At 64.1% G+C, this 24,989-nt stretch carries 20 protein-coding genes; 9 read left to right on the top strand and 11 right to left on the bottom strand.

Features of this window, described 5'->3' with window-relative positions; translation table 11 throughout:
* Positions 1 to 137: 137 nt before the first annotated feature.
* Positions 138 to 590 carry a DoxX family protein gene (locus tag AB7G19_RS24685; RefSeq protein WP_354131223.1) on the bottom strand — a complete coding sequence of 151 codons (453 nt, stop codon included), beginning with the start codon at positions 588 to 590 and terminating at the stop codon, positions 138 to 140.
* 350 nt (positions 591 to 940) lie between these two features.
* Positions 941 to 3,250 carry an NADP-dependent malic enzyme gene (locus tag AB7G19_RS24690; RefSeq protein ID WP_063983646.1) on the bottom strand — a complete coding sequence of 770 codons (2,310 nt, stop codon included), beginning with the start codon at positions 3,248 to 3,250 and terminating at the stop codon, positions 941 to 943.
* Between the two features lie 246 nt (positions 3,251 to 3,496).
* Between AB7G19_RS24690 and AB7G19_RS24695 the strand changes: the two genes are divergently transcribed.
* On the top strand, positions 3,497 to 5,470 hold the full coding sequence (locus tag AB7G19_RS24695; protein WP_354131222.1) for a hypothetical protein: 1,974 nt from the start codon (positions 3,497 to 3,499) through the stop codon (positions 5,468 to 5,470).
* A 70-nt stretch (positions 5,471 to 5,540) separates the two neighbouring features.
* Here AB7G19_RS24695 and AB7G19_RS24700 read toward each other — a convergent pair whose 3' ends face one another.
* The gene (locus tag AB7G19_RS24700; RefSeq protein WP_208067597.1) at positions 5,541 to 6,482 is read right to left on the bottom strand and encodes a transposase; all 942 of its coding nucleotides are present in this window, start codon (positions 6,480 to 6,482) and stop codon (positions 5,541 to 5,543) included.
* Positions 6,483 to 6,750: 268 nt separating this feature from the next.
* Positions 6,751 to 8,523, bottom strand: a complete 1,773-nt coding sequence (gene aspS, locus AB7G19_RS24705; RefSeq protein ID WP_135215317.1) for an aspartate--tRNA ligase — start codon at positions 8,521 to 8,523, stop codon at positions 6,751 to 6,753.
* A gap of 197 nt (positions 8,524 to 8,720) precedes the next feature.
* Here aspS and AB7G19_RS24710 point away from each other — a divergent pair, with 197 nt between their 5' ends.
* Positions 8,721 to 10,199, top strand: a complete 1,479-nt coding sequence (locus AB7G19_RS24710; protein ID WP_135215316.1) for a protein adenylyltransferase SelO — start codon at positions 8,721 to 8,723, stop codon at positions 10,197 to 10,199.
* A 120-nt stretch (positions 10,200 to 10,319) separates the two neighbouring features.
* On the opposite strand, the gene AB7G19_RS24715 is transcribed toward AB7G19_RS24710, so the two are convergent.
* Together AB7G19_RS24715 and AB7G19_RS24720 are read right to left on the bottom strand one after the other, a co-directional pair.
* On the bottom strand, positions 10,320 to 10,853 hold the full coding sequence (locus tag AB7G19_RS24715) for an REP-associated tyrosine transposase (protein ID WP_135215315.1): 534 nt from the start codon (positions 10,851 to 10,853) through the stop codon (positions 10,320 to 10,322).
* 75 nt (positions 10,854 to 10,928) lie between these two features.
* Entirely contained in the window at positions 10,929 to 11,939 is a 1,011-nt protein-coding gene (locus AB7G19_RS24720; RefSeq protein ID WP_354131221.1) for a M23 family metallopeptidase, read from the bottom strand.
* Positions 11,940 to 12,199: 260 nt separating this feature from the next.
* Here AB7G19_RS24720 and AB7G19_RS24725 point away from each other — a divergent pair, with 260 nt between their 5' ends.
* The 4 genes from AB7G19_RS24725 to AB7G19_RS24740 are packed head-to-tail and all read left to right on the top strand — an operon-like array spanning position 12,200 to position 16,212.
* The gene (locus tag AB7G19_RS24725) at positions 12,200 to 13,051 is read left to right on the top strand and encodes a phosphodiesterase (RefSeq protein ID WP_135215313.1); all 852 of its coding nucleotides are present in this window, start codon (positions 12,200 to 12,202) and stop codon (positions 13,049 to 13,051) included.
* Position 13,052: 1 nt separating this feature from the next.
* Complete coding sequence (locus AB7G19_RS24730) at positions 13,053 to 14,003, top strand: carbohydrate ABC transporter permease (protein ID WP_441268171.1); 951 nt, start codon at positions 13,053 to 13,055, stop codon at positions 14,001 to 14,003.
* The gene (locus tag AB7G19_RS24735) at positions 14,000 to 14,869 is read left to right on the top strand and encodes a carbohydrate ABC transporter permease (protein WP_135215311.1); all 870 of its coding nucleotides are present in this window, start codon (positions 14,000 to 14,002) and stop codon (positions 14,867 to 14,869) included. The genes AB7G19_RS24730 and AB7G19_RS24735 overlap by 4 nt, the downstream gene beginning before the upstream one ends.
* Before the next feature lie 11 nt (positions 14,870 to 14,880).
* A complete protein-coding gene (locus tag AB7G19_RS24740) occupies positions 14,881 to 16,212 on the top strand; it encodes an ABC transporter substrate-binding protein (RefSeq protein WP_354131220.1) in 1,332 nt (443 codons plus the stop codon).
* Between the two features lie 75 nt (positions 16,213 to 16,287).
* Here AB7G19_RS24740 and AB7G19_RS24745 read toward each other — a convergent pair whose 3' ends face one another.
* The 4 genes from AB7G19_RS24745 to AB7G19_RS24760 form a co-directional block, all read right to left on the bottom strand.
* The gene (locus tag AB7G19_RS24745; RefSeq protein ID WP_354131219.1) at positions 16,288 to 17,109 is read right to left on the bottom strand and encodes an ABC transporter permease; all 822 of its coding nucleotides are present in this window, start codon (positions 17,107 to 17,109) and stop codon (positions 16,288 to 16,290) included.
* A gap of 10 nt (positions 17,110 to 17,119) precedes the next feature.
* Positions 17,120 to 18,004 (bottom strand): ABC transporter permease, encoded by an 885-nt coding sequence (locus AB7G19_RS24750; protein ID WP_028147781.1) that lies wholly within the window; start codon positions 18,002 to 18,004, stop codon positions 17,120 to 17,122.
* Positions 18,005 to 18,015: 11 nt separating this feature from the next.
* On the bottom strand, positions 18,016 to 19,080 hold the full coding sequence (locus tag AB7G19_RS24755; protein WP_354131218.1) for an ABC transporter ATP-binding protein: 1,065 nt from the start codon (positions 19,078 to 19,080) through the stop codon (positions 18,016 to 18,018).
* Positions 19,081 to 19,146: 66 nt separating this feature from the next.
* The gene (locus tag AB7G19_RS24760; protein WP_441268172.1) at positions 19,147 to 20,286 is read right to left on the bottom strand and encodes an ABC transporter substrate-binding protein; all 1,140 of its coding nucleotides are present in this window, start codon (positions 20,284 to 20,286) and stop codon (positions 19,147 to 19,149) included.
* 193 nt (positions 20,287 to 20,479) lie between these two features.
* Here AB7G19_RS24760 and AB7G19_RS24765 point away from each other — a divergent pair, with 193 nt between their 5' ends.
* On the top strand, positions 20,480 to 21,214 hold the full coding sequence (locus AB7G19_RS24765) for a FadR/GntR family transcriptional regulator (RefSeq protein ID WP_207794725.1): 735 nt from the start codon (positions 20,480 to 20,482) through the stop codon (positions 21,212 to 21,214).
* 32 nt (positions 21,215 to 21,246) lie between these two features.
* Here the strand turns inward: AB7G19_RS24765 and AB7G19_RS24770 are convergent, their stop codons facing one another.
* Positions 21,247 to 22,236 (bottom strand): zinc-dependent alcohol dehydrogenase family protein, encoded by a 990-nt coding sequence (locus tag AB7G19_RS24770; protein WP_354131215.1) that lies wholly within the window; start codon positions 22,234 to 22,236, stop codon positions 21,247 to 21,249.
* 103 nt (positions 22,237 to 22,339) lie between these two features.
* On the opposite strand from AB7G19_RS24770, the gene AB7G19_RS24775 reads away from it, so the two are divergent.
* Together AB7G19_RS24775 and rnd are read left to right on the top strand one after the other, a co-directional pair.
* Complete coding sequence (locus AB7G19_RS24775; protein WP_354131214.1) at positions 22,340 to 23,239, top strand: LysR family transcriptional regulator; 900 nt, start codon at positions 22,340 to 22,342, stop codon at positions 23,237 to 23,239.
* Between the two features lie 353 nt (positions 23,240 to 23,592).
* Entirely contained in the window at positions 23,593 to 24,762 is a 1,170-nt protein-coding gene (gene rnd, locus AB7G19_RS24780; RefSeq protein ID WP_085402881.1) for a ribonuclease D, read from the top strand.
* Positions 24,763 to 24,989: the final 227 nt, after the last annotated feature.

The following is a 24,989-nucleotide window of genomic DNA, read 5'->3' on the forward strand; positions in this document are numbered from 1 at the left end:
GCCGCGCAGCGTGTGCACCGTGCCGCCCGCGCTCAGGCTGGTCATGAAATCAGACGCCAGATCGTCTCGCGCCCCGAGATGGGTGACGCGATATTCGGCGCGGGCGGAGATGCTGTCGGACGAGCCATCAACTCGCTTTACACGTCGCCGTAGGCCGTCTCGGCTGAGCGCGTAGCGCGGCCGTAGCCCATGATCATGAACAGCGCGCCGATGATCGAGAGATTCTTCAGCGCATCGACCACCATCCTGGCGTTGTCGGGCGCGGCCTGATTCCAGAAATCGGAGAACAGGACGGTCGAAACCGCGATGTAGATGATCATGAGCAATGCGAAAAAGCGCGCGCCGAAGTTCAGCGCAATCATCAGGCCTGCAATGATCTCAAGCCCGCCGGCCGCGATCGCCAGCAGTTGCGGCGTGGTCATGGCGGTCGCCGTCTCGATCTGCTTGGTGTAGGACTCGATGACCTCAGGCACCACCACCTTGGTGGCGATGAAATCGGCCGTCGCCTGGAGGGGAAAGAACTTGGTCGCGCCCGTGTAGATGAACAGCACGGCGAACAGGATTCGCCCGAAAGTCACGAACGCTGGCATGATCGGCCTCTTGGCTCAGGCTTTTTGAAAAAGGCATCTTCACGAGAGTACCGGGCGATTATGAAGAGTCGTGCGCCGGTTTACAAACGGGGAAATGGCGAACTGCGAGCAATTCAAAGTTGGCGGCACGGGCGGTGCAGCTTCTCCCCCTGTGGGAGAAAGTGGCATAGGCGGCCTGCGGCCGCCGTTCTTAAGAACGCCGAAGCGAAGCTTCGGCTATGGCGCCGGATGAGGGGTATCTATCCGCGAGCTCAATAGCGGTGGGACTCGTGGATAGAGACTCCTCACCCGTCTCGCCGCTAACGCCGCGATCCACCCTCTCCCACAGGGGGAGAGGGTAAGACGGCATCTTACGTAAACAACGTCGGCTGCTGCCGTGCAGCGCGCTCCTGCGCTTCCACGACCGCAACGGCCGTCATGTTGAGGATGCCTCGCGCCGTCACCGACGGCGTGAGGATATGGGCGGGGCGTGCCGGGCCGATCAGGATCGGGCCGACGGGGAGCGCATCCGCCAACGACTTGATCATCTGATAGGCGACGTTGGCGGTGTCGAGGCTCGGCATGATCATGATGTTGGCCTCGCCCTCCAGCTTCGAGTGCGGCAGCACCATTTTCCGCGCAGCAGCTGAAAGTGCCGTGTCGCCCTGCATCTCGCCGTCGGCCTCGATCTCCGGATGCTTCTCCTTCAACAGCTGGGTCGCCCGGCGCATCTTGCGCGAGGACTCGGTGTCGTAGCTGCCGAAATCCGAGTGCGAGACGAAGGCGATCTTAGGCTTGATGTTGAAGCGCTGGACGTGGACCGCCGCCAGCGAGGCGATCTCGGCGAGCTCCTCGGCGCTCGGATTGGGCCGAACCTGCGTGTCGGCGATGAAGAAGGCGCCCTTGCTGGTGATCAGCAGCGCCAGCGCCGCATAGTCGATGATCCCCGCGGAGAAGCCGATGATCTCGCGGACATGGCGGAGGTGGTGCATGTAGCGGCCTTCGACGCCGCAGAGCATGGCATCCGCCTCCCCGCGCATGACCGCGAGCGCGGCGATCACCGTGTTGTTGGTGCGCACCACCGTACGCGCCGCATCCGGCGTCACGCCGCGGCGGCCGGCAACCTCGACATAGGACTGCACATAGGAGCGATAGCGCGGATCGTCCTCGGGATTGACGAGGTCGAAATCCTTGCCTGCCTTGATCGACAGGCCGAAGCGCTTGATGCGCGCCTCGACGACCGACGGACGCCCGACCAGGATCGGCGTCGCCAGCTTCTCCTCCAGCACCACTTGCGTGGCACGCAGCACGCGCTCGTCCTCGCCTTCGGCGTAGATCACGCGCACCGGCTGGGTCTTGGCCTTGGCGAACATCGGCTTCATGACGAGGCCGGAGCGGAAGGCGAAGCGCTCGAGCAGCGCGGTGTATTCGTCAAAGTTGGTGATGGGGCGCGTCGCGACGCCCGACTCCATCGCCGCCTTGGCGACGGCGGGCGCGATGCGCAGAATCAACCTGGGATCAAAGGGGCTCGGGATCAGCGAGCCCGGGCCGAAGCCCTGCGTTTCGCCGGTGTCAAAGCCTTGCGCGACCGCATCCGACGGCGCCTCGCGCGCGAGCTGCGCGATGGCCTCGACGGCAGCGTGCTTCATCTCCTCGTTGATGGCGCTGGCGCCAACGTCGAGCGCGCCGCGGAAGATGAACGGAAAGCACAGGACGTTGTTGACCTGGTTCGGATAGTCGGAGCGGCCGGTGCAGATCATGGCGTCGGGGCGCACCTTCCGCGCCTCCTCCGGCATGATCTCCGGGGTCGGGTTGGCGAGCGCCATGATCAGGGGCTTGTCGCCCATCGCCTTGGCCATCTCCGGCTTGAGCACCCCTGGTGCCGACAGCCCGATGAAGATGTCGGCGCCGCCGATGACGTCGCCCAGCGTGCGCTTGTCGGTCTTCTGCGCGTAGACCGCCTTCCAGCGATCCATCGTGGTGTTGCGGCCTTCATGCACGAGACCGTCGATGTCGCAGACCCAGATGTTCTTGCGCTGCGCGCCCATCGACACCAGAAGGTTGAGCGTCGCGATCGCGGCGGCGCCTGCCCCCGACGCGACGATCTTGACGTCGGACAGCTTCTTGCCGTTCAGCCTGAGACCATTGGTGATGGCGGCGGCGACGATGATGGCGGTGCCGTGCTGGTCGTCATGAAAGACCGGGATCTTCATGCGCTCCTTCAGCTGCGCCTCGATCTCAAAACATTCCGGTCCGCGGATGTCCTCGAGATTGATGCCGCCGAAGGTCGGCTCGAGGGCCGCCACGGTCTCGACCACGCGCTCGATGGTGTCGGCGGCGATCTCGATGTCGAACACGTCGATGCCGGCGAATTTCTTGAACAGGACGGCCTTGCCCTCCATCACCGGCTTGGAGGCCAGCGGGCCGATATTGCCGAGGCCGAGCACCGCGGTGCCGTTGGAGACCACCGCGACCAGATTGGCGCGGGTGGTAAGCGTGGCGGCCTCCGCCGGGTTCTTGGCGATCTCGGTACAGGCGGCGGCAACGCCCGGAGAATAGGCAAGCGCGAGGTCGCGCTGGTTGGCGAGCGGCTTGCTCGCCTGGATCTCGAGCTTTCCGGGGCGCGGCAGACGGTGATAGGCCAGCGCCGCCTGGTGGAGATCATCAGAATAAGACGACATGCGGTGTCTCGCCTCGCGTTACCGGCTTCAAAATGCCTCATCCGGAGCCGCCGCCCAAGCGGACGGTATTTCCGGGTCATGGAAACGGGATGAAGCACGGCGGGCGCCCCGGTGGCAACATCCGATTACGGCCCCATCAACAGGGCGCATGGTCAAATACCTGATAGCGCTAGCTTTCCCTAGACCGCGCGGCATTTCCCGAATATGGCAGGTTGCGCAGTGCAAAACGGGCAACTGGAGCTGGGAATGAAGCGAATCCTGATCGGCCTGATCGTGGCAGCCGTGCTTGCCGCGGGCGGATGGTTCGGCTTCAACCTCTATGTCCAGCACCGCGCGACCAGCGAGGTCGAGGCGGCGTTCGAGCAGATGCGCCAACAGGGCGGCAAGGCGAGCCACGGCAAGATCACGTTCGAGCTCGCGACCCGGACGCTGACGATCGAGGATATCGCGGTCACTCCCGGCAACCTGCCGCAGGCGCAGATCAAGATCGCCGGCATCAAAGGGACGGGCGTTCGCCTGGTCGACGATATCAGGTTTTCGGCCGACAGCATCGACATCACCGGTGTTGAGGTCGCACTGGACCAGGCTCCCCCGGCAAAACTGAAGGTCTCCTACAAGATCCCGCAATTGACGATGCGCGACTACGCCGGTCCCGTTCACGCCGCGGCTGCGCCAGCGGACAACTCCCTGATCGAGATGTACCGCTATGCGCTCAGCCAGTACACGGGCGTCACGGCCTCGTCGCTTACGGCCCCGACACTGACGATGAGCTTCGATTCCGGCAACGCTGCCGCCGGCAGCGGCGAGTTCACCTATACCGGGCTGGCGATCCAGAACCTCAAGCACGGCAAGATCGATGCGATGAAGGCCGACCGCGCCGTCATCTCGGTCGAGGTGAAGCAGCCAGGCAAGCCGGACAAGCTGACAGGCGAGCTGTCGAACATCATCGTCAACGATTTCGATGCCACCGCGATCCTCGCGGCGCTCGATCCGCAGACGAGCGGCGACGACAACTATCGCCGGGTCTACCGGCAAGTCTCGGCAGGCCCGTACACGCTCAAATCGGCACAGGCGATTCGCGTCGATATCGACGGCTTCGCCATCGAGGACATCGCCGTGCAGCCGTCGAAATTCCGGCTGGCCGACGTGCTCGCCGCGCTGCCGCAGGATCAATCGGCGCCCCAGACGCCGGCGCAGGCGCGCGAGCTGCTGGAGAAGCTCGCCGGGGTCTACGAGGGTGTTCGCATCGGCAAGGCCGAGATGGGCAAGACGTCGATCGGGACGCCGCAGGGAACAGCCAAGATCAATGCGGTCAGGTACCGCGAGGGCGAGTTCGCCGTCGAGGGCGTCGATACGCCGTCGCCGCAAGGGCAGTTCAAGATGGAGCGCTTCGCGCTCAAATCGTTCAGCATTACGAACCTGATGCGCTGGGCCGCTGGCCTCAGCAATCCCGGGCAGGCGCCCTCGCCCGACCAGATGCTGGGCTTGTTCCGGGTGCTCGAAGGTGCCGAGATCAAGGGCGTGGTCTCGCCCTTCAAGAACACGCGGCAGCTCGTCACCATCGACACGATCAGCCTGAATTGGGGCCAGCTGGTCGGATCGATCCCGAGCAAGGCCAATCTGGTCGTGAAGATGGTCACGCCGACCGATCCCTCCAATCCGGCGCAGCGGCCGCTGATCATGGCGGGCGTGGACAAGCTGGCGATCGACCTCGATCTCGGCGCCGCCTGGACGGAGTCCTCGGGCGCGTTTGCGCTTGCGCCCGCCACCATTGATCTCGGCAACCTCGCCAAGGCGCAGGCCCGCTTCGCGCTCGCCAATGTGCCGCGCGGCCTGTTCACCATGACCGACCCGATGGAGGCTATGAGTGAGATGGCGCAGGTCGAGACCGGCACGCTCGAACTCTCCCTGCGTGACAGCGGCGTCGTCGATCTCGTCGTGGCGCAGTTCTCGCGCATGCAAAATGTCAGCCGCGACGCCGCCCGCAGTACCATCGCCGAGATGATCCGCGCGCAGGGCGAGAAGGTCACGGCCGCCAATCTCGATGCCAAAGCGGCGGTCGATGCACTCGCCGGCTTCGTCGAGACCTCAGGTCAGACGCTGACGATCAAGCTGACCCCGCTCGGCAAGGTGCCGGTGCTTCAGCTCATGGACGCACTGAACAGCGAGCCGATCGTCGCGCTGGCGCAGTTCAGGATCGAGGCGTCGACGGGGCTGTAGGCGACGGCGGTGGTCTTGTGTTCCGGACGCGCTGCAGCGTTCTTACGCTGCTGCGCAGAGCCGGCAACTGTTATGTCGGCTTGACGTTCAGGTAGGGCTTCCTGTCGCGCATCATGGCGTTGAGGACCGTCAGCAGCTTCCTGGCGACGGCAATGAGGGCGAGTTTGGCTGGTTTGCCGGCCTGTCGCAATCGTACGTAAAAGACCTTGAACGGATCGGCCCGGCGGACCGCGTTGAGAGCAGCCATGTAAAGGGCATCACGGACGCGCTTTCGGCCCCCGGCGATCTTACGTTTGCCACGGTAAGCCCCGCTGTCGACGTTGAAGGGAGCCAGGCCGGCTAGCGCTGCCACCTGCTTCGGTCCCACTTTTCCGAGTTCCGGCATCTGCGCGATCAGTTGCATGCAGGTTACGGGACCCACGCCAGGAAGTGAACGTATCAACTGCGCATCGCCCGAGATCTCCGGCTCGGTCTTGATCAGCGTGCTGATGTCGGCCTCGATCTCGGCGATCTCGCCGTCGAGGACCTCGATGAGACGGCCGATACGATCGGCCATGGCACGGTCGTCGGCCTCGCTGCGCCGGTTCTTCTCCTGCGCACGCATGAGGACCAGCTGATCCCGCCGTTTTGCGAGCCTCGCCAAGGCATTGCGGGCGGGATTGGCAATTTGCTCGGTGGCTGGCTTCAGGGCCCGCGCAAAGGCCGCCAGCATCCTCGCATCGATCGGGTCGGTCTTGGCGAGCTGGCCGCTGGCGCGCGCAAAGTCGCGAGCCCGGGCCGGGTTGATCCGCGCGAAGCGGATACCGGCCTGACCCAGCGCCTCGCGAAGTTCGAGATCATAGACACCCGTTGCCTCGAAGACGACCAGCACGTCGCATCGCCAACGCGCCACGATCTGTGTGATGGCCTGCGGCGCGTTGGCGATGCGCTCCGGCACACCCAAGCCCTCATCGAAGATATCGAGATGTTGTTTGGAGACGTCGATTCCGACGTAACGAAGGGGTATGATCACGGTGCCTGTCCCTGTGATGCGAGGTCTGTTGCCGCAGCCTCGTGCAACTGTTCAGGTTGATAGATGGAACGGGCGGGAGACCGGGCCGGATCACGGCGTCAAGCGCCAAGGACCCAACGGCTTCCCGCCCACTCCATCATGACAGGCTTCCAAGACACAGGGACCCAGAAGCGCCGCTGCTCGCCGAGACGTGGGCCCCGGCTCCGCAGCGCACCGCCGAAGTCGCGCTGCGCTGCGTCCGGGGTACGGGACCGAAAACCGGCTCAGATCACTTCTGCGGCAGATTCACCCGCACATGCAGCTCGCGGAGCTGCTTGGTGCTGGGCTCCGACGGCGCGCCCATCAGCAGATCCATGGCCTGCTGGTTCATCGGGAAAAGCGAGATCTCGCGCAGATTATTGGTGCCGCACAGAAGCATCACGATGCGGTCGACGCCCGCGGCCATGCCGCCATGCGGCGGCGCGCCGTATTGGAAGGCGCGGTACATGCCGCCGAAGCGGTCGACCACTTCCTGCTCGCCGTAACCCGCGATCTCGAACGCCTTCACCATCGCTTCCGGCACGTGGTTGCGGATGCCGCCCGAGGCGATCTCGTAGCCGTTGCAGGTGATGTCGTACTGGAACGCCTTGATGGTCAGCGGGTCCTGGCCCTTCAACGCGTCGAGACCGCCCTGCGGCATCGAGAACGGGTTGTGCGAGAAGTCGACTTTCTTGTCGTCCTCGTTGTACTCGTACATCGGGAAGTCGACGATCCAGGCGAGCTCGAACCGCTCCTTGTCGGTGAGGTTCAATTCCTCGCCGACCTTGTTGCGGGCAAGACCTGAGAATTTCCAGAACTTGTCGGGGTCGCCGGCGACGAAGAAGGCGGCATCGCCTTCCTTGACGCCGATCTGCGCGCGGATCGCAGCCGTACGCTCTGGCCCAATGTTGTTCGCGAGCGGACCCGCGCCCTCGCCGCCCTCGCGCCACATGATGTAGCCGAGACCGGGTTGGCCTTCACCCTGCGCCCACGAGTTCATGCGGTCGCAGAACGCGCGGCTGCCACCGCCCGGCGCCGGGATCGCCCAGACCTGGTTCTTGGGGTCTTCGAGCATGCGCGCAAAGACCTTGAAGCCGGAGCCGCGGAAATGCTCGGAGACGTCCTGCATCTCGATCGGGTTGCGCAGGTCCGGCTTGTCGCTGCCGTATTTGCGTAGCGCTTCGGCGAACGGGATACGGCGCCAGTTCTTGCTCACCGGCTTGCCCTTGGCGAACTCCTCGAACACGCCGGTGATCACGGGCTCCATCGCCGCGAACACGTCCTCCTGCGTGACAAAGCTCATCTCGACGTCGAGCTGGTAGAACTCGCCCGGCAGACGGTCGGCGCGCGGGTCCTCGTCGCGGAAGCAGGGCGCGATCTGGAAATAGCGGTCGAAGCCCGACATCATCAGCAGCTGCTTGTACTGCTGCGGCGCCTGCGGCAGCGCATAGAACTTGCCGGGATGGATGCGCGAGGGCACCAGGAAGTCGCGCGCGCCTTCCGGCGAGGACGCAGTCAGGATCGGGGTGTTGAACTCGAAGAACCCCTGCCCCTCCATGCGCCGACGCATCGACTTGATGATTTCGACGCGCGTCATGATGTTCTGGTGCAGCTTCTCGCGGCGCAAATCGAGGAAGCGGTACTTCAGGCGGATGTCCTCAGGGTATTCCTGATCGCCGAACACCGGCAGCGGCAGGTCGCCGGCCGGACCGAGCACCTCAATCTCGCTGACATAGATCTCGATCTTGCCGGTCGGCAGATCGTCATTGTCGGTCCCCTCGGGGCGGCGGCGGACCTTGCCGTCCATCTTGACCACGAATTCCGACCGGAGCTTTTCGGCCAGCGCGAACGCCGGCGAGTCCGGATCGACCACGCACTGGGTCAGGCCGTAATGGTCGCGCAGGTCGATGAACAGCACGCCGCCATGGTCGCGAACGCGATGGACCCAGCCCGAGAGGCGAACTGTTTCGCCGATGTTGCTCTCGCGGAGCGCGCCGCATGTATGTGACCGGTAGCGATGCATGGTCGTCCCAAAATCAATGTCGGAGGGGTCGAATCGGACGGCCTGAAACGACCGGTCCGAAGTTGCGGCAGGGTTTACCCGACGAGGCCGGAGGCGGCAACCAAGGGAACGGGCTGTTTTGGGGCCGAAGCGCCCATTTTTGGCCGATTGGGCCTCAAGCCTTTGCCATCAGGCGTTCCCCGCCTATCTTTACCTCCATGACCGTCCATTTCCCCTTCCAGAACTCGTATTCGGCACTGCCGGACAGCTTCTTTGCCCGGGTCGCGCCGACCCCTGTGGCCGCCCCCCGGCTGATCAAGCTGAACCGGCCGCTGGCGGTCCAGCTCGGGCTCGACCCTGACCTGCTAGAGACCCCTGAGGGTGCCGAAATCCTGGCCGGGAAAACGGTTCCCGCTGGCGCCGACCCAATCGCCATGGCCTATGCCGGCCACCAGTTCGGGCAATTCGTGCCCCAGCTCGGCGACGGCCGAGCGATCCTGCTCGGCGAGGTCATCGACAGAGACGGCATCCGCCGCGACATCCAGCTCAAGGGCTCGGGTCCCACCCCGTTCTCCCGCCGCGGCGACGGCCGTGCTGCGTTGGGTCCGGTGCTGCGTGAATACATCGTCAGCGAAGCCATGTTTGCGCTCGGCATCCCGACCACGCGCTCGCTCGCCGCGGTCGTCACCGGCGAGCACGTCATCCGCGAGACCGCGCTGCCCGGCGCTGTGCTGACGCGCGTCGCCGCGAGCCACATCCGCGTCGGCACCTTCCAGTTCTTCGCCGTCCGCCGCGACACCGGCGCGATCCGCCGGCTCGCCGACCACGTCATCGCCCGCCACTATCCGGATCTGCTCCATGCAGAGCGCCCCTATCACGCCCTGCTCGCCGGCGTCGTCGCGCGTCAGGCCGATCTCATCGCGCGCTGGTTGCTGGTCGGCTTCATCCACGGCGTGATGAACACCGACAACTCTTCGATCTCGGGCGAGACCATCGATTACGGCCCCTGCGCCTTCATGGATGCCTACAACCCCGCGCAGGTGTTTTCGTCGATCGACGAGATGGGCCGCTATGCCTATGCCAACCAGCCGCGCATCGCGCTGTGGAATCTGACCCGGCTCGCCGAATGCCTGCTGCCGCTGTTCTCCGACGATCAGGAGAAGGCGGTCGCGGAAGCCCAGGACATTCTCGGCGCTTTCTCCGAGACGTTCAGCACCGCCTATCAAGCAGGCCTGCGCAAGAAGGTCGGCCTGTTCACGGAACGCGACGGCGACGAGGCGCTGATCCAGGACCTGCTGGACGCCATGGCCAAGAACCAGGCCGACTTCACCCTCACCTTCCGCAAGCTCGGTGACGCCGCAGGCGACGAGGCCGCCGCTGCCGACGTCCGCGCGCAGTTCATGGACCCCTCAGCCCTCGACGACTGGGCCAGACGCTGGCGCGAGCGCACCGCGCTGGAGCCGCAGGCCGCAGCCGAGCGGCAGGCCGCCATGCACGCCGTCAACCCGATCTTCATCCCGCGCAACCACCGCGTCGAGGCCGTGATCCAGGCCGCGGTGAACAACGACGACTACGCGCCGTTCGAAGAGCTGGTGAAGGTGCTGGCCAAGCCGTTCGAGGAGCAGCCGGACTATGCCGCCTACGCCGATCCGCCGCTGCCGGACCAGCGAGTGCTGCAGACGTTCTGCGGGACATAGCAACAAACTCGGTGCGTAGGGTGGATTAGCCGAAGGCGTAATCCACCGCTTCTCTCAACCAGACGAGAGTACAGAGGTGGATTACGCTTCGCTAATCCACCCTACGAGCTAACGCGATCGTCACGCCCGCTCACCGAATTCGCCCGCGATCTTGGCGTCACCGCCCGAATCCTCGGGAAATAATCCAGCCCGCACATCGCGGTGAAATGACGAGTACCGCCAATCGCAAACCTTCGAGACATGACCGTGCTTGACGGGATTGTAATAGCAATATTCGACGTGGCGGGCGTAGTCGGCCTCGTCACGGATCAGATGCTCCCAGAACCGGCGTTGCCAGATGCCGCGTTCGTTCCGCGCCGCACGGACAACGCTCAGCCGCTCATTCGCTGGGAGTGCTTTGGCAAATCGCGTCTTGATCAGCCTCCAGCGGACCGAAAAATTGGCATCGTCCGGTGGCAGCTTCCAGATCGCGTGGAGATGATCCGGTAAAACTACGAAAGCATCGATCTCGAAAGGATGGCTCCGGCGCGTTGCGGCGACCGCGTCCCGTAAGATTTCGATGTGGTGGGTCAAAAGAGCTTTCCGCCGATCGAGCAGGTTCACGGTGAAGAACCAGCCCCCTCCGGGGATGAATGCGCGGCGGTAGTCGGACATATCACCGATAACACAACTTGAAGTTGGCTCACAGTGGTGGATTACGCCTTCGGCTAATCCACCCTACGCACCTTCTTACTTCGTCGCCTTCCTGATCCCGCCGAACGACGCCGCGTCGAACTTCTGCGGATCGACGGGATCGTAGCGGGACCACTCCATGTCGGGCACGTTGGCATACCGCTCGGCCCAGGCCTTGTTCGTCGTCGTCGTTCCGGGCGCGACGGGGCGGATCTCGAAATGCAGCACCTTGTTCGGGTCGATCTCGCCGATCGTGTCCTTTGCCTTGACGCTCGCGCCCACCGCAAGCGCCTCTCCCTTCGGCCCGACAATGCGGCCAAGCTGGACGTAGCGCGTGTAGATGACGCCGCCGTTGGGATAGGTGTGCTTGAGCACGACATAGCGGCCGCAACCGCCGATCACGGGCAGGTCGGCCGGCGCCTGCTCGCTGGTCTCGATCTTGACGACGACGCCGTCCGCCATCGCCGCCACCGGACCGCCTGCCTTGTCGGAGGTGAAATCGACGCCGGGATGCTCGTCCTGGGTCCAGCATCCACAGGAGGTCATCGTCTTGTCTGCCGGCTTGTCGGCGCGCGGAAAGCTGCGCGGGGTGAGGAATTCATTGACCAGCAGCCCCGGCCCTTCGGGGGACGTGAAGGCATGGATCGCATAGAGCGAGAGCTTGTCCCCGACCGGCACCTCCGCCGGCAAGAAGCCGTAGACCACATCCTGGATGAAGACCTTGAGCTCGCGCCCCTTGGCGGAGCGGACCGTGATGCAGTTGGTCGCCTGCAAGGCGTCGGCGTCGGTCTTGGGCATGCCGCTCATGATCAGCGATCGCTTGAGCGCGCCGCTTGCGCACGGCTCGCCGTGGGAGGCCAGCGTGACGTCGAGCTTCAGCGGCGACATCGGGTAGACGTCGAGGCCGGTGGCCGGTCGCCGCCGTGCCAGGAACTCGTCGAGATCGGTCTCCTTGTAACGGGCGAAATTGAATTCGGCGCGCGCCGCATCGGGGACGGCGGAGAGGACGACAAGCAGCAGGGAGACGGCAAGCAAACCCAGCTTGGGGAGGCCACGCGGCGGCAACATTCGGAGGTCTCGTGATGCAAATTCGGTGAGCAGCATGAGCAAACCACGACCGCATCTTCGCGGCAAGGTAGACCGCATCTTGCGCCTCAATCGTGAGAGGTCATTCGGCCCCAGAGTACGCTCGCCCGGTCGTCCCAAGCATGTCCACATCTTCCACGCGCCGCAGGAACCGCTGTCATCAAACTGAAACACTGGCACTCTAACGGCCTATCAGGGACGTCCTGCCGGAGGCGCCCATCCTCCAACAGTCCTGACGCGCCATGCCCTTCAAATTCATCCACATCACCGACACGCATCTCGCGAACCCCGGACTGAAGCTCTATGGCCTCGATCCGCGCGCCCGGCTGGACGCGGCGGTTGCCAACATCAACAAGCACCAGTCCGACGCTGCCTTCGCAGTCGTGACCGGCGACCTCACCCATTGGGGCGAGCCTGAATCCTACATCAATTTCGCCGAGGCGATGGGCGCGCTGAAAATCCCTTATATCGCCATGGTCGGCAATCACGACAAGCGCGTGGCCTGCCTCGACGGCCTGAAGGCCGCGCCGCGCGACCCGAACGGCTTCGTCCAGGGCACCCGCACCACCGAGCACGGCCTGTTCGTCTTCCTCGACACGCTGGACGAGACCAGCCACGCCGGCGAGATGTGCGCCAAGCGCCTCGGCTGGCTCGCGAGCACGCTGGCCGCAGCGCCCGCCGACATGCCGTTCGTCGTCTTCATGCATCATCCGCCCTTCCCGGTCGGCGTCCACGCGATGGACGAGATCGCACTGGCGCAGAGCGCCGAATTCGCCGAGGTGATCGCGCCCTATCGCGCACGCATCCGCCACCTCTTCTTCGGCCACGTGCACCGGCCGATCTTCGGCAGCTACGGCAAGATCCCGTTCTCGACGCTCCGCGGCACCAACCACCAGGTCTGGTTCGAGCTCGACGCTGCCGCGACCGACCATCTCGCCAGCCATGAGCCGCCGGCCTATGGCGTGGTGCTCATCGACAGCGAGAACCTGGTCGTGCACAGCCACGACTTCCTCGACACCAGTCTGCGCTTTCCATTCGCCGCACCGACGGGAATGAACGACCGCGACTATGCGCTCAATTTCCCGGCGCGATGAGATGAGCCTCGCTGAACCCGCGGCTCTCCCGGTCGCGAATTCGGCGGCACCGCGTCTGCACGTCCTGAAGCGGTTTGTAGGCCGCTTCAACGCCTCGCTGCCTGCCTATCTGTTGCTTCTGCCATCACTGGTCTTCCTCGCACTGTTCACCTATGGCGCGATGGGCCGCGTGCTGATCGACGCGCTCTACCAGCGCGCGACGCCGAAGGCACCGGTCCGCTTCGTCGGCCTCGACAATGTCAGTGCCGTGCTTGCCGATCCCGCCTTCACCGGCGCGGTCGTCAACAATCTCGTCTACGCCATCGGCACGGCGATCCCGAGCATCGGACTTGCACTGCTGTTCGCGCTGGCGCTGTCGCGCACCAATGCGGTGAGCAGCGCGCTGCGCGCGGCGCTGTTCCTGCCGGTGCTGATCCCGATGGTCGCGGCCTCCGCGCTGTTCCTGTTCATCTTCCTGCCCAATGTCGGCCTGCTCGACTACTACATCGGCCGCCTGCTTCCGGTGGTGCCGAACTGGCTCGGCGACCCCGACATCGCGCTCTATGCGATCATGGTGATCACCATCTGGAAGAACGCCGGCTACTACATGCTGTTCTTCCTCGCTGGCCTCCAGGCCGTGCCCGAGGATGTCATGGAAGCCGCGCATCTCGATGGCGCCGGCCCGTTCATGCGGCTGCGCTACATCATCCTGCCCGAGCTCAAGCCGACCTTCCTGTTCGTCATTGTCATCGCCACGCTCAACGCGGTCACGCAGGTCGACCACGTCTTCGTCATGACCAAGGGCGGGCCGTCCAACTCGACCAATCTTGTGCTGTTCTACATCTACCAGCAGGCGGTCGAGCATTACGACATCGGCAAGGCCTCGGCAGCGACACTGCTGACGCTTGCGGCGCTGATGGGCCTCACCGCGCTCTCCTTCCGGACGATGGCAAACCGCGAGGGCGGGCCATGACGCTGATCGACCGCCTGCTCAAGGATGCCCCGCTCGCCACCCGCCGCGAGATCACGCCCAAGCTCGGCTTCGTGTTGACGATCTTGCTCGCCATCGTCTGGCTGATCCCGTTCCTGTGGATGGGCGTGGCGACGCTGCGCCCGGCGTCCGACGGCATCAACGTGATGGCCGAGCTGATGCCGAGCCTGAAGCCGACCCTCGACAATGTCAGGGATGCCTGGGAGATCGGCGATTTCCCGCGCTACACCCTCAACACCACGATCATCTGCACCGGCATTCTGCTGGTGCAGTTCGTCACGATCACGCTGGCGGGCTTTGCCTTTGCGCGGCTCGAATTCGCCGGCAAGACGCTGATCTTCTATTTGTTCCTGATGCAGCTGATGCTGGTGCCGGTGCTGCTGATCGTGCCGAATTTGAGCCTGGTGGCGCAGCTCGGGCTCTACGACACGCTCGCCGGCGTGATGATGCCGTTCTTCGCCTCGGCCTTCGGCACCTTCCTGATGCGGCAGGCTTTTGAAGCCATTCCGACCGAGCTGGAAGACGCCGCCCTGATCGACGGCGCCAGCCTTCTCCAGCGCATCCGCCACATCTACGTGCCGCTGTCGATGCCGAGCTTCTCGGCCTTCGCCATCATCTCCGTCACCAGCCACTGGAACGACTTCCTGTGGCCGCTGATGGTGATCAATTCGCCGGACAAGCGGCCGCTCACGGTCGGTCTGTCCGTCTTCACCGCGACCGCCGAAGGCACGCAGGCCTGGGGCACGATTGCCGCCGGCACGCTGATGGTGATCGCGCCGCTGCTCATCACATTCCTGATCTTCCAGAAACGCTTCATCAGCTCTTTCGTCACCTCAGGCATCAAATAGGAGATTTTTCGATGCTGTTTACCCGCAGGCTCATGCTTGGCCTCGCCATGGCAGGCTCTATGGCAGGCGCCCTCGCCTTCCCGGCAATGGCCGAAGGTCCGACCGAGATCGACCTGTTCTTCCCCGTTCCCGTCGACGGCAAGCTCGCCCGCGACATGGGCACCTTGATCAAGGAGTTCAACGAGACCCATCCCGCCATCAAGGCGACCGCGGTCTACACCGGCTCCTATGACGACACGCTGATCAAGACGCGCGCGGCCATCAAGGCCGGCAAGCCGCCGGCCGCCGTGATCATGTCCGCGAACTTCCTGCTCGACATGCAGATCGAGAACGAGCTCACCAATCTCGACAGCCTGATCGCCGCCGACGGCTCCACCAAGGAAAAGTTCTTGGGCCAGTTCTTCCCGGCGCTGCAGGGCAACGCGGTGATCGACCGCTCGGTCTACGGCGTGCCCTTCCACAATTCGACGCCGCTGCTCTACATCAACGCCGACAAGGCCAAGGAAGCCGGCCTCGATCCGAGCAAGCCGCCGCAGACCTGGGCCGAGCTCACCGACTGGGCCAAGAAGCTCACCAAGCGCGAAGGCGACAAGGTGACCCAATGGGGCATCGCGATCCCCTGCGCCTATGACTATTGCGGCTGGATGATGGAAACGCTCACCATGACCAATGGCGGGCGCTACTACAACGAGGAATTCGGCGGCGAAGTCTATTACGACACGCCCTCGATGCTGGGCGCGCTGACCTGGTGGAACGACCTCGTCTACAAGCACAAGGTCCACGCCCCCGGCGCGACGCCCGGCCCGGCCGTCAGCACCTCCTTCATCTCCGGCAATGCCGCGATGATGATGCTCTCGACGGGCTCGCTGACCTATGTGCGCGACAACGCCAAGTTCAACTACAAGGTCGCGTTCATCCCGCGCAACGTCCGCAACGCCGTGCCGATCGGTGGCGCCTCGCTGATCGTTCCGGCCGGCCTCGAAGCCGACAAGCAGAAGGCCGCCTGGACGCTGATCAAGTGGATGACCTCGCCCGAGAAGAGCGCCTGGTGGAGCCGCGCCACCGGCTATTTCGCGCCCAACATGGCCGCCTACAAGACGCCTGACATGGTCGACTTCCTCAACAAGAACCCGGACGCCAAGACCGCCGTCGAGCAGCTCGACGTCGCAAAACCCTGGTTCGCGACCTACAAGACCGTGCCGGTCCGCAAGACGCTCGAGGACGAGGTCATGCTGGTCCTCAACGGCAAGAAGCAGCCGAAGGAGGCGCTGGTCGCCGCCCAGAAGGCTGCCGACGAGACGCTGAGGCCGTACAACGCGGAGACCTCGCTGAAGCTGCCGTGAGGCCAGCGATCAGCCAAACAACCTCGGCGCTCCACGGTGTGGGGCGCCGAAATCATTTCAGGGGCCGTGATCGCGTCAGTTGCGCCTGCCGTCGAGCCTGAACACCATCTGCGTCGGACGCACGAACCGCAATGCGACCAGCAGCACAGCCATGACGGTGCACATGTAGATGACAGCCATCGCATCAATCGAATAGACCGGCCGCACACCGCCAGCGAAGACGTTGTAATACAGCGCGACGACCAGGGTCTGCGATCCCCCGCCCGCGAGCAGAAACGCCAGCTCGAAGTTCGAGATCGTATTCACGAGAACCAGCAGGCCCGCCGTCAAAATGCCGGGCAGCATCAGCGGCAACAGGATGCGGCGGAATATCTGCAGCCGGCTCGCGCCGAGCATCTGCGCCGACCATTCAAGGTTCAAGCTGATCTGCTCGAAGAACGGCAACAGGATGAAGACGGCAAGAGGAACCATCGGGACGAGCACGGCGAGAATGACGCCAATGACCGTCCCGCCGACACCGAACCCATAAAGCGTCGTGGCAAGCGGAATGCCGTAGGTCATCTGAGGGATCAGCAGCGGCAGGAAGTAGAGCAGCAGCAGGACCGGCTTGGCGTTGAAATTCCGCCGCGCCAGCACGTAGGCCGCTGGAAATCCGATCGCGAGCGCGATGAAGACCACGGCCAGCGCGATGAACAGCGTGATGAAGAGAACATGGGACAGCTCGAACTCCCGCCAGGCGTAGGTAAACCAATCCGTCGTGAACGCCGGCGGCAACGGCTTGCCGAACCAGCGTTTGGCGAACGAGCTCACCACGACATGCGTCACGATGCCGACCAGGTTCAGGATGAATCCCAGCAGGAACAGGTAGATCGCCAATTTCCACATCCGTCCGCGCATTGGCGCCCCCTCAGCGTTTGCCGACGCCCATGGTTGTTGCAATCGTCATCCGGCGGCGCACCAGCACGATGACCACCAGCGCCGCGAGCTGGCAGAGCCCCATGATGACCGCGATCGCGGATGCGTAGGACATGTCATATTGCTCGAAGGCCTGCTGGTAGGCCGCGATCGAGATCGTCCGCGTCGAACCGGCCGGCTGGCCAACCATCACCGCGGATGGAAACACCGCAAAGCTCATCACGAAGACGAGGGCAAACGCGATGATCAGGCCCGGTGCGATCAACGGGAACATGACGCGCCGGAAGATGGTCCAGGGCCCGGCGCCCAGCATGCGTGCGGAGCTTTCCAGGCTCGGGTCGATGCCGGAGATGTAACCGAGCAACATCAGGAAGCAGAACGGAAAGTTCTGCATGAACAGCGAGAAGATGACGCCGATCGAATTGTGGGTCAGCTCGAGCGGGTTCTGGATCAATCCGACCGCAAGCAGCAACTGGTTCAGCCAGCCATTGTGGCCGTAGAAGCCGAGGATCCCTTCCGACAGGAAGACGACACCGAGCGAGATCGGAAGCACGAGAATGGTCGTGATGGTGCGCTCGAACCAGATGCCACGCCGCATGCCGTATGCGAGGAACAGCGCAACCAACACGACCGCGACCGTCGTCGGCAACGCCAACATGAAGGTCGTCTTGATCGTATTGTACTGGTAGGCGTCGTTGAAGAACGCGACATAGTTCGAGAATATCCCGGCGTCGCGCTTCTTCGGCTGCAAGCTGATGTAGATCCCGTAGAGGAACGGGTAGACGAACATCGCGAGCACGTAGAGCAGCGACGGCGCAAGACAGAGGATCGCGACGAGGTCCAGTTCGCTGCGAGAATCAGAGCGGATGCGGGCCACGATCTGTCCCCTCACTCGCGACGCAGCAGAACGAACTTGTCCGCCGGCAAGGTCAGATCCAGCATCTCGCCCAGTACGAGCTTCTCGTGCGAGCGCACCCAGAGCCTTGTGCCGCCATCGAGCGCGATCTCGGCCTCCTGCTCGCGTCCGAGATATTCGACCAGCTCGACCTTGCCGCGCAGCACGTTGACGCCATCGCCAAATTTGCCGAGACGCACATCTTCCGGCCGGATCGCCAGAACGGCGTGCTCGCCCGGGCGGAAGCTATCCCTGGCCCTGGCCTGCAGGATTTGCCCCTTGAAACCGGCATCGATCATACCGCCCGCTTCCTTGCCGAGCGTCACATCGAGGAAATTTCGGAAGCCCATGAAATCCGCCACGAAGACGTTCTTGGGACGGTCGTGGATTTCCTGCGGCGTCCCGACCTGCATGAGCACACCTTCGCGCAGCACGACGATGCGGTCGGAGAGCGAGAGAGCTTCGGCCTGGTCGTGGGTGACGTAGATGGAGGTCAGGCCGAGCTGTGCGTGCAGCTGCTTGATCTCGGCGCGCATCTCGACGCGGAGCTTCGCGTCGAGGTTGGACAACGGCTCGTCGAACAGCATCAACCGAGGGTGCAGCACAAGAGCGCGCGCGATGGCGACACGCTGCTGCTGTCCGCCCGAGAGCTGACCGGGATAGCGGTCTTCATAACCGGCAAGACGCACCAGACCGAGCATGTCCCGCACGCGCTGCTCGATTTCCGCAGACGGCCGCTTCTGGAGAGAGAGGCCGAAGGCGACGTTGCCGAACACAGTCAGATGCGGAAACAGCGCGTAGTTCTGGAACACCATGCCGAACCCGCGCTTTTCGGGCGAGACATCGTCAATCCGTCGTCCGTTGAGATGGATCTCGCCGTCGCTCGGCGGCACCAGGCCTGCGATGATGCCGAGCGCCGTGGACTTTCCGCACCCGCTCGGCCCCAGGAAGGTAACGAACTCGCGGCCGCCGACCTCCAGCGGAAAGTGGTCGAGCACCACCTTGCCGCCATAACGCTTGGTGATCGACATCTGCAGCTTATCGATAGAGTCGGCCATTCCCCGCCCCGCATACGCACGCGAGGGCCGCACCTGCGCGCCCTCGCGTCTTGGTCCCGGTTATTGTTATTTCTTGACCTGATCGGCGCCGACCTCACGGTCCCACCGTTCCATCGCGTAGCTCAGCTCGGTCACGCCCAGCGGAGGCGATACTTTCCATTTGGTCCCGATCTGATCATATTCAGGACGCCAGAACTCCTTCACCTCGTCCTGGATATCCTTGGGCGCCGATGCGAGGGCCGCGGCCTTCACGACCGGCCCGATGAAGGCCTTCCAGGTGAGCGCCTGCTGCTCCGGCTTCCACATGAACTTCATGAGGTCGACGATGACATCGACCTGTTCCTGCGGTACGCCCTTCGGGATGCACCAATAATGGCCGTCCACCACGAACGTCGTGTTCTCCAAAATTGCGATCTTCGAGTCCGGCGGGATCACGCTCTGCGCGCGCGGCTTCATGTCCCATTCCATGATCCCGGCGATCATCCAGCGTTGCCCCTGGGCGAATTCCTTCAACGTGATCGCGGTACCGGTCGGATAATATTCGACGGACTTGCCGAGCTCTTTCAGGAAATCCCAGCTCTTGTCCCAGCCCTTTTCGGGGTCGAGCGGCTTGGAGTCCCCAAGAATGAAGGCAAAGCCCTGGAGGATCGCGCGGCCCGGCCCGCTGTTCGCCGGACGCGCATACATGAATTTGCCCGGGTTCGCCTTCACCCAAGTCAGCAATTCCTGCGCGGTCTTCGGCGGGCTCGGCACCTTCGCCGGATTGTAGATCAGCACCGGTCCACCGGCATTGCCGACTGACGGAATCAGGACGCCCTTGCCCTCGTCGTAAAGCGCCTTGCCCGCATCGGTGAGGCCGTCGCGCGGAAAGGTCTTCTGATAATCGGGGATGGCGATGAGCTGGCCGTTCTGGGCCAGCAGTGCGCCGCCATCCTGCCCGGTCAGCACCAGATTGATATCGAGGCGTCCGGCGTCCTGCTGCGCCTTGATCTTGGCCGGAAGCTCCGGCGCGGGCGCGCGCTGGATTCTGATCTCGCTGACCTTGTCCGGATTCGCCTTCTTGTAGTTCTCGATGGTGGTCTGCACCGAGGCCAGGTCACCGCCGGTATCAATGATCGAAAGACTGACCGGAGCGGCCAGGGCTCCGCTGCAAAGACACGCCCCCAACAGGGCGGCGACCATTGGGGTTGCTGACCTCGGTTTCATTCTCGCCTCCCACGCGCTTTATTTTTTGCGCAACTTGTTATTTATTTGTAAGGCAAGCATCGACGAAATCTTCGCTGGTTGTCAAGCGGTCTGTTCTGTAGCTGTTTTAAACTGGCGGCCGAGCGCCTTGTGCACGGACTGAAATGTCAAAAACTTGTTTGGAAGCCGAACGCAAAACCGGGCGGAGCCGGACTTGAAAAAGCCTGCGATGAAATCCGTGGAGTTGCCGCTGTCGTCCTCGACGGGACGATTGAGCGACCGGATCTACGACCATGTGCTCGGTCAGATCGCGATCGGCATCCTTCCCGTGAACTGCCGGCTACCGCCCGAGAATGGCCTTGCCGAACTCCTTGGCGTGTCGCGGCCCGTCGTTCGCGAGGCGCTGACGCGATTGCGCGACGACGGGCTGATCGCATCACGCCAGGGTGCGGGCTGGTTCGTGACGCGGCGCCCGGCCGCCAATGCCTTCGACTTCGCGCCTGTCAGTAGCATCCCCGACATCCAGCGCTGCTTCGTGTTCCGGATGGCCGTCGAGGGTGATGCCGCGGCCCTCGCCGCCCGTAATCGGGACAGGCAAAGCCTGCGCCGCATTCAGCAGGTGCTGACCAGGCTGGATACGATGGTCGCCCAAGGGCGCGAGGGCGGCCTTGGTGTCGAGGAAGATCTCCTCTTCCACCGCACGATTGCGGAGGCGAGCGGCAACCGGTTCTTTGTCGAGACGCTGACGTCGTTGAGGGAGCAGATCGCCATTGGCGTCAATCTCAACCGCAACCTGTCGCTCATTCAGCCGCGCGGCCGCATTCTCAGGGGGCAGCAGGAGCATCGCCGCGTGTTCGAGGCCATCGAGGCACAAGACGAGGACGGCGCCCGCCGCGCCATGCGCACGCATGTCGAAAATGCCCGCAAGAGAATATTCGAGGGGGGCTGATCGCCGCGACGTGAGCCACGCGCCGCGCGCGTTTAGATCGTCACAACGATCTTGCCGAACTGATTGTTCGACTCCAGGAAACGATGCGCCTCGACGATCTCATCGAACGGGAACGTTCTGGCGATCACCGGCTTCAAGCTGCCGTCCGCCAACCCATCGAGGATGAACGCCTTTGCCCGCGCAAGGCGCACGGGATCGCGGATGATCTCGTGCACGAGGTAGCCGCGCAGGACCAGACTCTTGGTCAACACGTTGAAGAGTGGGAACGGCGTCGGCGCGGGGCTTAGCCCGCCATACTCGATCAGGATACCGCCCGGTGACATCGCCGCGGTCAGCGGCTCGAATGCGGGACCGCCGACGGCGTCAAACACCACGCGGACGCCGTTTGAACCGGCGATCTCCGCGAGCCGCGCTCCGATGTCCTCCTCGTCCGAGGCGATCACGTGCGCGGCGCCGGCATCGCGCAAGGCGCGCCGCTTGGTCGAGGTCCGCGTCAGGCCGACCGGGACCGCGCCGATCCGGTTCGCGATCTGGATGGCCGCAAGCCCGACGCTGCTCGATGCCGCCGTGATGGCGACGACATCCCCTCGCCCAAGTCCGGCGATGTCGACCAGCGCGCCGTAGGCCGTCAGATACTGCATCCACACCGCGGCCGCCGCCTCGAAGCCAAGCTCGGGCGGATGCTTCACGACGAGCTCGGCCGGAAAGGTGGTAAGCTCGGCATAGGCCGGCCATCGCACCATCGACAGCGGCGGCACGATGCTGACCGCATCGCCCGGCGCAAAGCCGGCCACGCCTTCGCCGATGGCCTCGACGATACCTGCCGCCTCCAGACCAAGGCCGGACGGAAATGTCGCGGTCTCGATATAGGTGCCCGTCCGCAACAGGGCCTCTGCACGGTTGAGACCGAGTGCCCTGACCCGGATCTGCACCTCGCCCTTTCCCGGCGGTGGAACGTCGACGGTCTCGATGCAAAGCACTTCGGGACCGCCATACCGGTGAAAGCGAACGACGCGGGTCATGGATACACTCCAAAACAGTTGAACTGAATGGAGCTATGCCGATCCCACCGAAGTGGATAAATGGCCCGAATGCGCGAACAGTCGAAACCAGGAGTTTTCAATCATGGACCGCCTGACCAGCATGGCCGTATTCGTCCGGGCCGTCGATCTCGGCTCGTTCGCAGCAGCGGCCGACGCCCTGGAGATGTCGGGGCCGATGGTCGGCAAGCATGTGCGCTTCCTCGAAGAACGCCTCGGCGTCCGCCTCCTCAACCGCACCACGCGGCGCCAGAGCCTGACCGAAGCTGGCCAAGTCTATTACGAGCGCTGCCGCACGGTACTCAGCGAGGCCGAAGCCGCCGACGCCGTCGTGGCCGATGAACTCTCCGCGCCGCGCGGCAGGCTGCGCGTGACCATGCCTGCCCTGCTGGGCCGACACTGCATCGCGCCCTTGCTGATGAAGCTCGCGCGAAAATATCCGCATCTCGAGCTCGACCTCTCCTTCGGCGATCCGATCGCTGACATCATCGAGGCCGGCTACGATCTTGCGATCCGGACCGGCGATCTCGACGACCAGTCCGGTCTGATCACGCGGCGCATCGCAAGCCAGCGCATGGTGGTGTGCGGCGCGCGGTCCTATTTGCGCGCCAACGGCAAGCCGAAATCGCTCGACGATCTCGCCGCGCATCAGGCGATCATCTATCGCCGCTCTGGACGCGTCCGGCCGTGGCTGTTTCCGCAAGCCGACCAGCCGGCACGCGAGATCATGCCTTCAGGCCGGCTGAGGCTCGACGATATGGAGGCGATCGCGGACGCCGCCGCGCAAGGCATGGGTCTCTCCTGGCTGCCTTATTGGCTGGTCCGCGAGCGTCTCAATACCGGCGCGCTGGTCGGCCTCTTCGAAGGCCAGCCCGAATTCCTCTACGACTGCCACGCGCTGTGGCCCCGTTCGCCCCGGATTCCGCCAAAAGTCCGTGCCGCCGTGGACGCGCTCGCCGCCGTCTTGCCGAAGCTCATGGGGTGATGGTCGAGCCCGCCCCCGTTAACTCCCCGTCCACCATCCGGCTTGCCGGGCGGCCGGTAACCACGAGCATTAACAGACCCTCAACGTACCCCCGACAAATCTATCAATGTTTCTGGAGATTTCGCCGTGGATCTGTTGGTTTTCGAGTTCCTGGGGCTGGCGCTGGTCGCCATGTGCGTGGTCGTGGTGGCGCTGCCCTGCGCGCGCAAATCCTCGCACCGGATCCGTTACGAATAGGAATTTCGTCGGAAAGAGACGATTCCGGCCCGATGCAAGGCTCGAATTCGCTTAGAGCCCCTTGACATCACAGCGCTTTCGGCAGAACGGCTGATACCAAGTGTCATGGGCCGTTCATGGATTTGATTACCACCACCGCTGACCTCGCGGCTGCCTGCAGCCGGCTGGCCAAGCACCCCGTTATTACAGTCGATACCGAGTTCCTGCGCGAAACCACCTACTACCCGCTGCTGTGCGTGGTGCAGATGGCCAGCCCCGAGGAAGCGATCGTCATCGACACCCTGGCCGAGGGCATCGACCTCAAGCCGTTCTTCGACCTGATGGGCAACGAGGGCGTGCTGAAGGTATTCCATGCCGCCCGCCAGGACATCGAGATCATCTGGCACCAGGCCAACATCATCCCGCACCCGGTGTTCGACACCCAGGTCGCGGCCATGGTGCTCGGCTACGGCGACAGCATCGCCTATGACGCGCTGGTCGAGAAGGTCGCGGGCCACCGCCCGGACAAGACCCACCGCTTCACCGACTGGTCGCGCCGGCCGCTGACGAAAGAGCAGATGCACTACGCGGTGTCCGACGTCACGCACCTGCGCGACGTGTTCGCCGCGCTCGATGCCGACCTCAAGAAGCGGCGCCGCAGCGAGTGGGTCTCCATCGAGATGGAGGTTTTGACCTCGCCCCGCACTTACGACTTCCACCCCGAGCGCGCCTGGGAACGGCTGAAGACGCGGGTCCGCAAGCCGAAGGACCTCGCGGTCCTGATGGAGGTCGCGGCCTGGCGCGAGCAGGAAGCGCAGAGCCGCGACGTGCCGCGCGGCCGCGTGCTGCGTGATGAAGCCATCAGCGACATCGCGACCCACGCGCCGAACACGCTGGAGAAGCTCGCCCATCTGCGCTCGGTGCCGAAGGGGTTCGAGAAATCCAAATGGGGCGCGGACATCGTCGCCGCGGTCGAGCGCGGGCTGGCGCGGGACTTTGCGACGCTGCCGAAGCTGGAGAAGCCGCGCAACAACAACAATGGCGCCGCCATCGTCGAGCTGTTGAAGGTGCTGCTGCGCATGACCGCGGAGCGCCACGCGGTCGCCAGCAAGGTGATCGCCACTGTCGACGATCTCGAAGAGATCGCAGCGGACGACGAGGCCGACGTGCCGGCCTTGCGCGGCTGGCGCCGCGAGTTGTTCGGCGACGCCGCCTTGAAGCTCAAGCGCGGCGAGCTGGCGCTCGCGATCGAGAAAGGCCGCGTGATCGGGGTCCAACGGGTGGAGCCGGTTAAACCGTCATCCTGAGTCGCGAGGCGTGAGCCTCGAAGGATGAGCGGCCCCCGCTGCGGCCAGTCGGCCGTCGCCCTTCGAGGCTCGCCGAAGAGGCGAGCACCTCAGGGTGACGGTGATAAATCGAGGCTCACTGCATCAACGCCGTCATTGCGAGCGAAGCGAAGCAATCCAGAATCTTTCCGCGGAGACGGTCTGGATTGCTTCGTCGCCCGCGCAAAATTGCTTCGCAATTTTGTTGC

Origin of the sequence: Bradyrhizobium sp. 215_C5_N1_1, assembly GCF_052075935.1 — a bacterium.
GTDB lineage: Bacteria > Pseudomonadota > Alphaproteobacteria > Rhizobiales > Xanthobacteraceae > Bradyrhizobium > Bradyrhizobium barranii.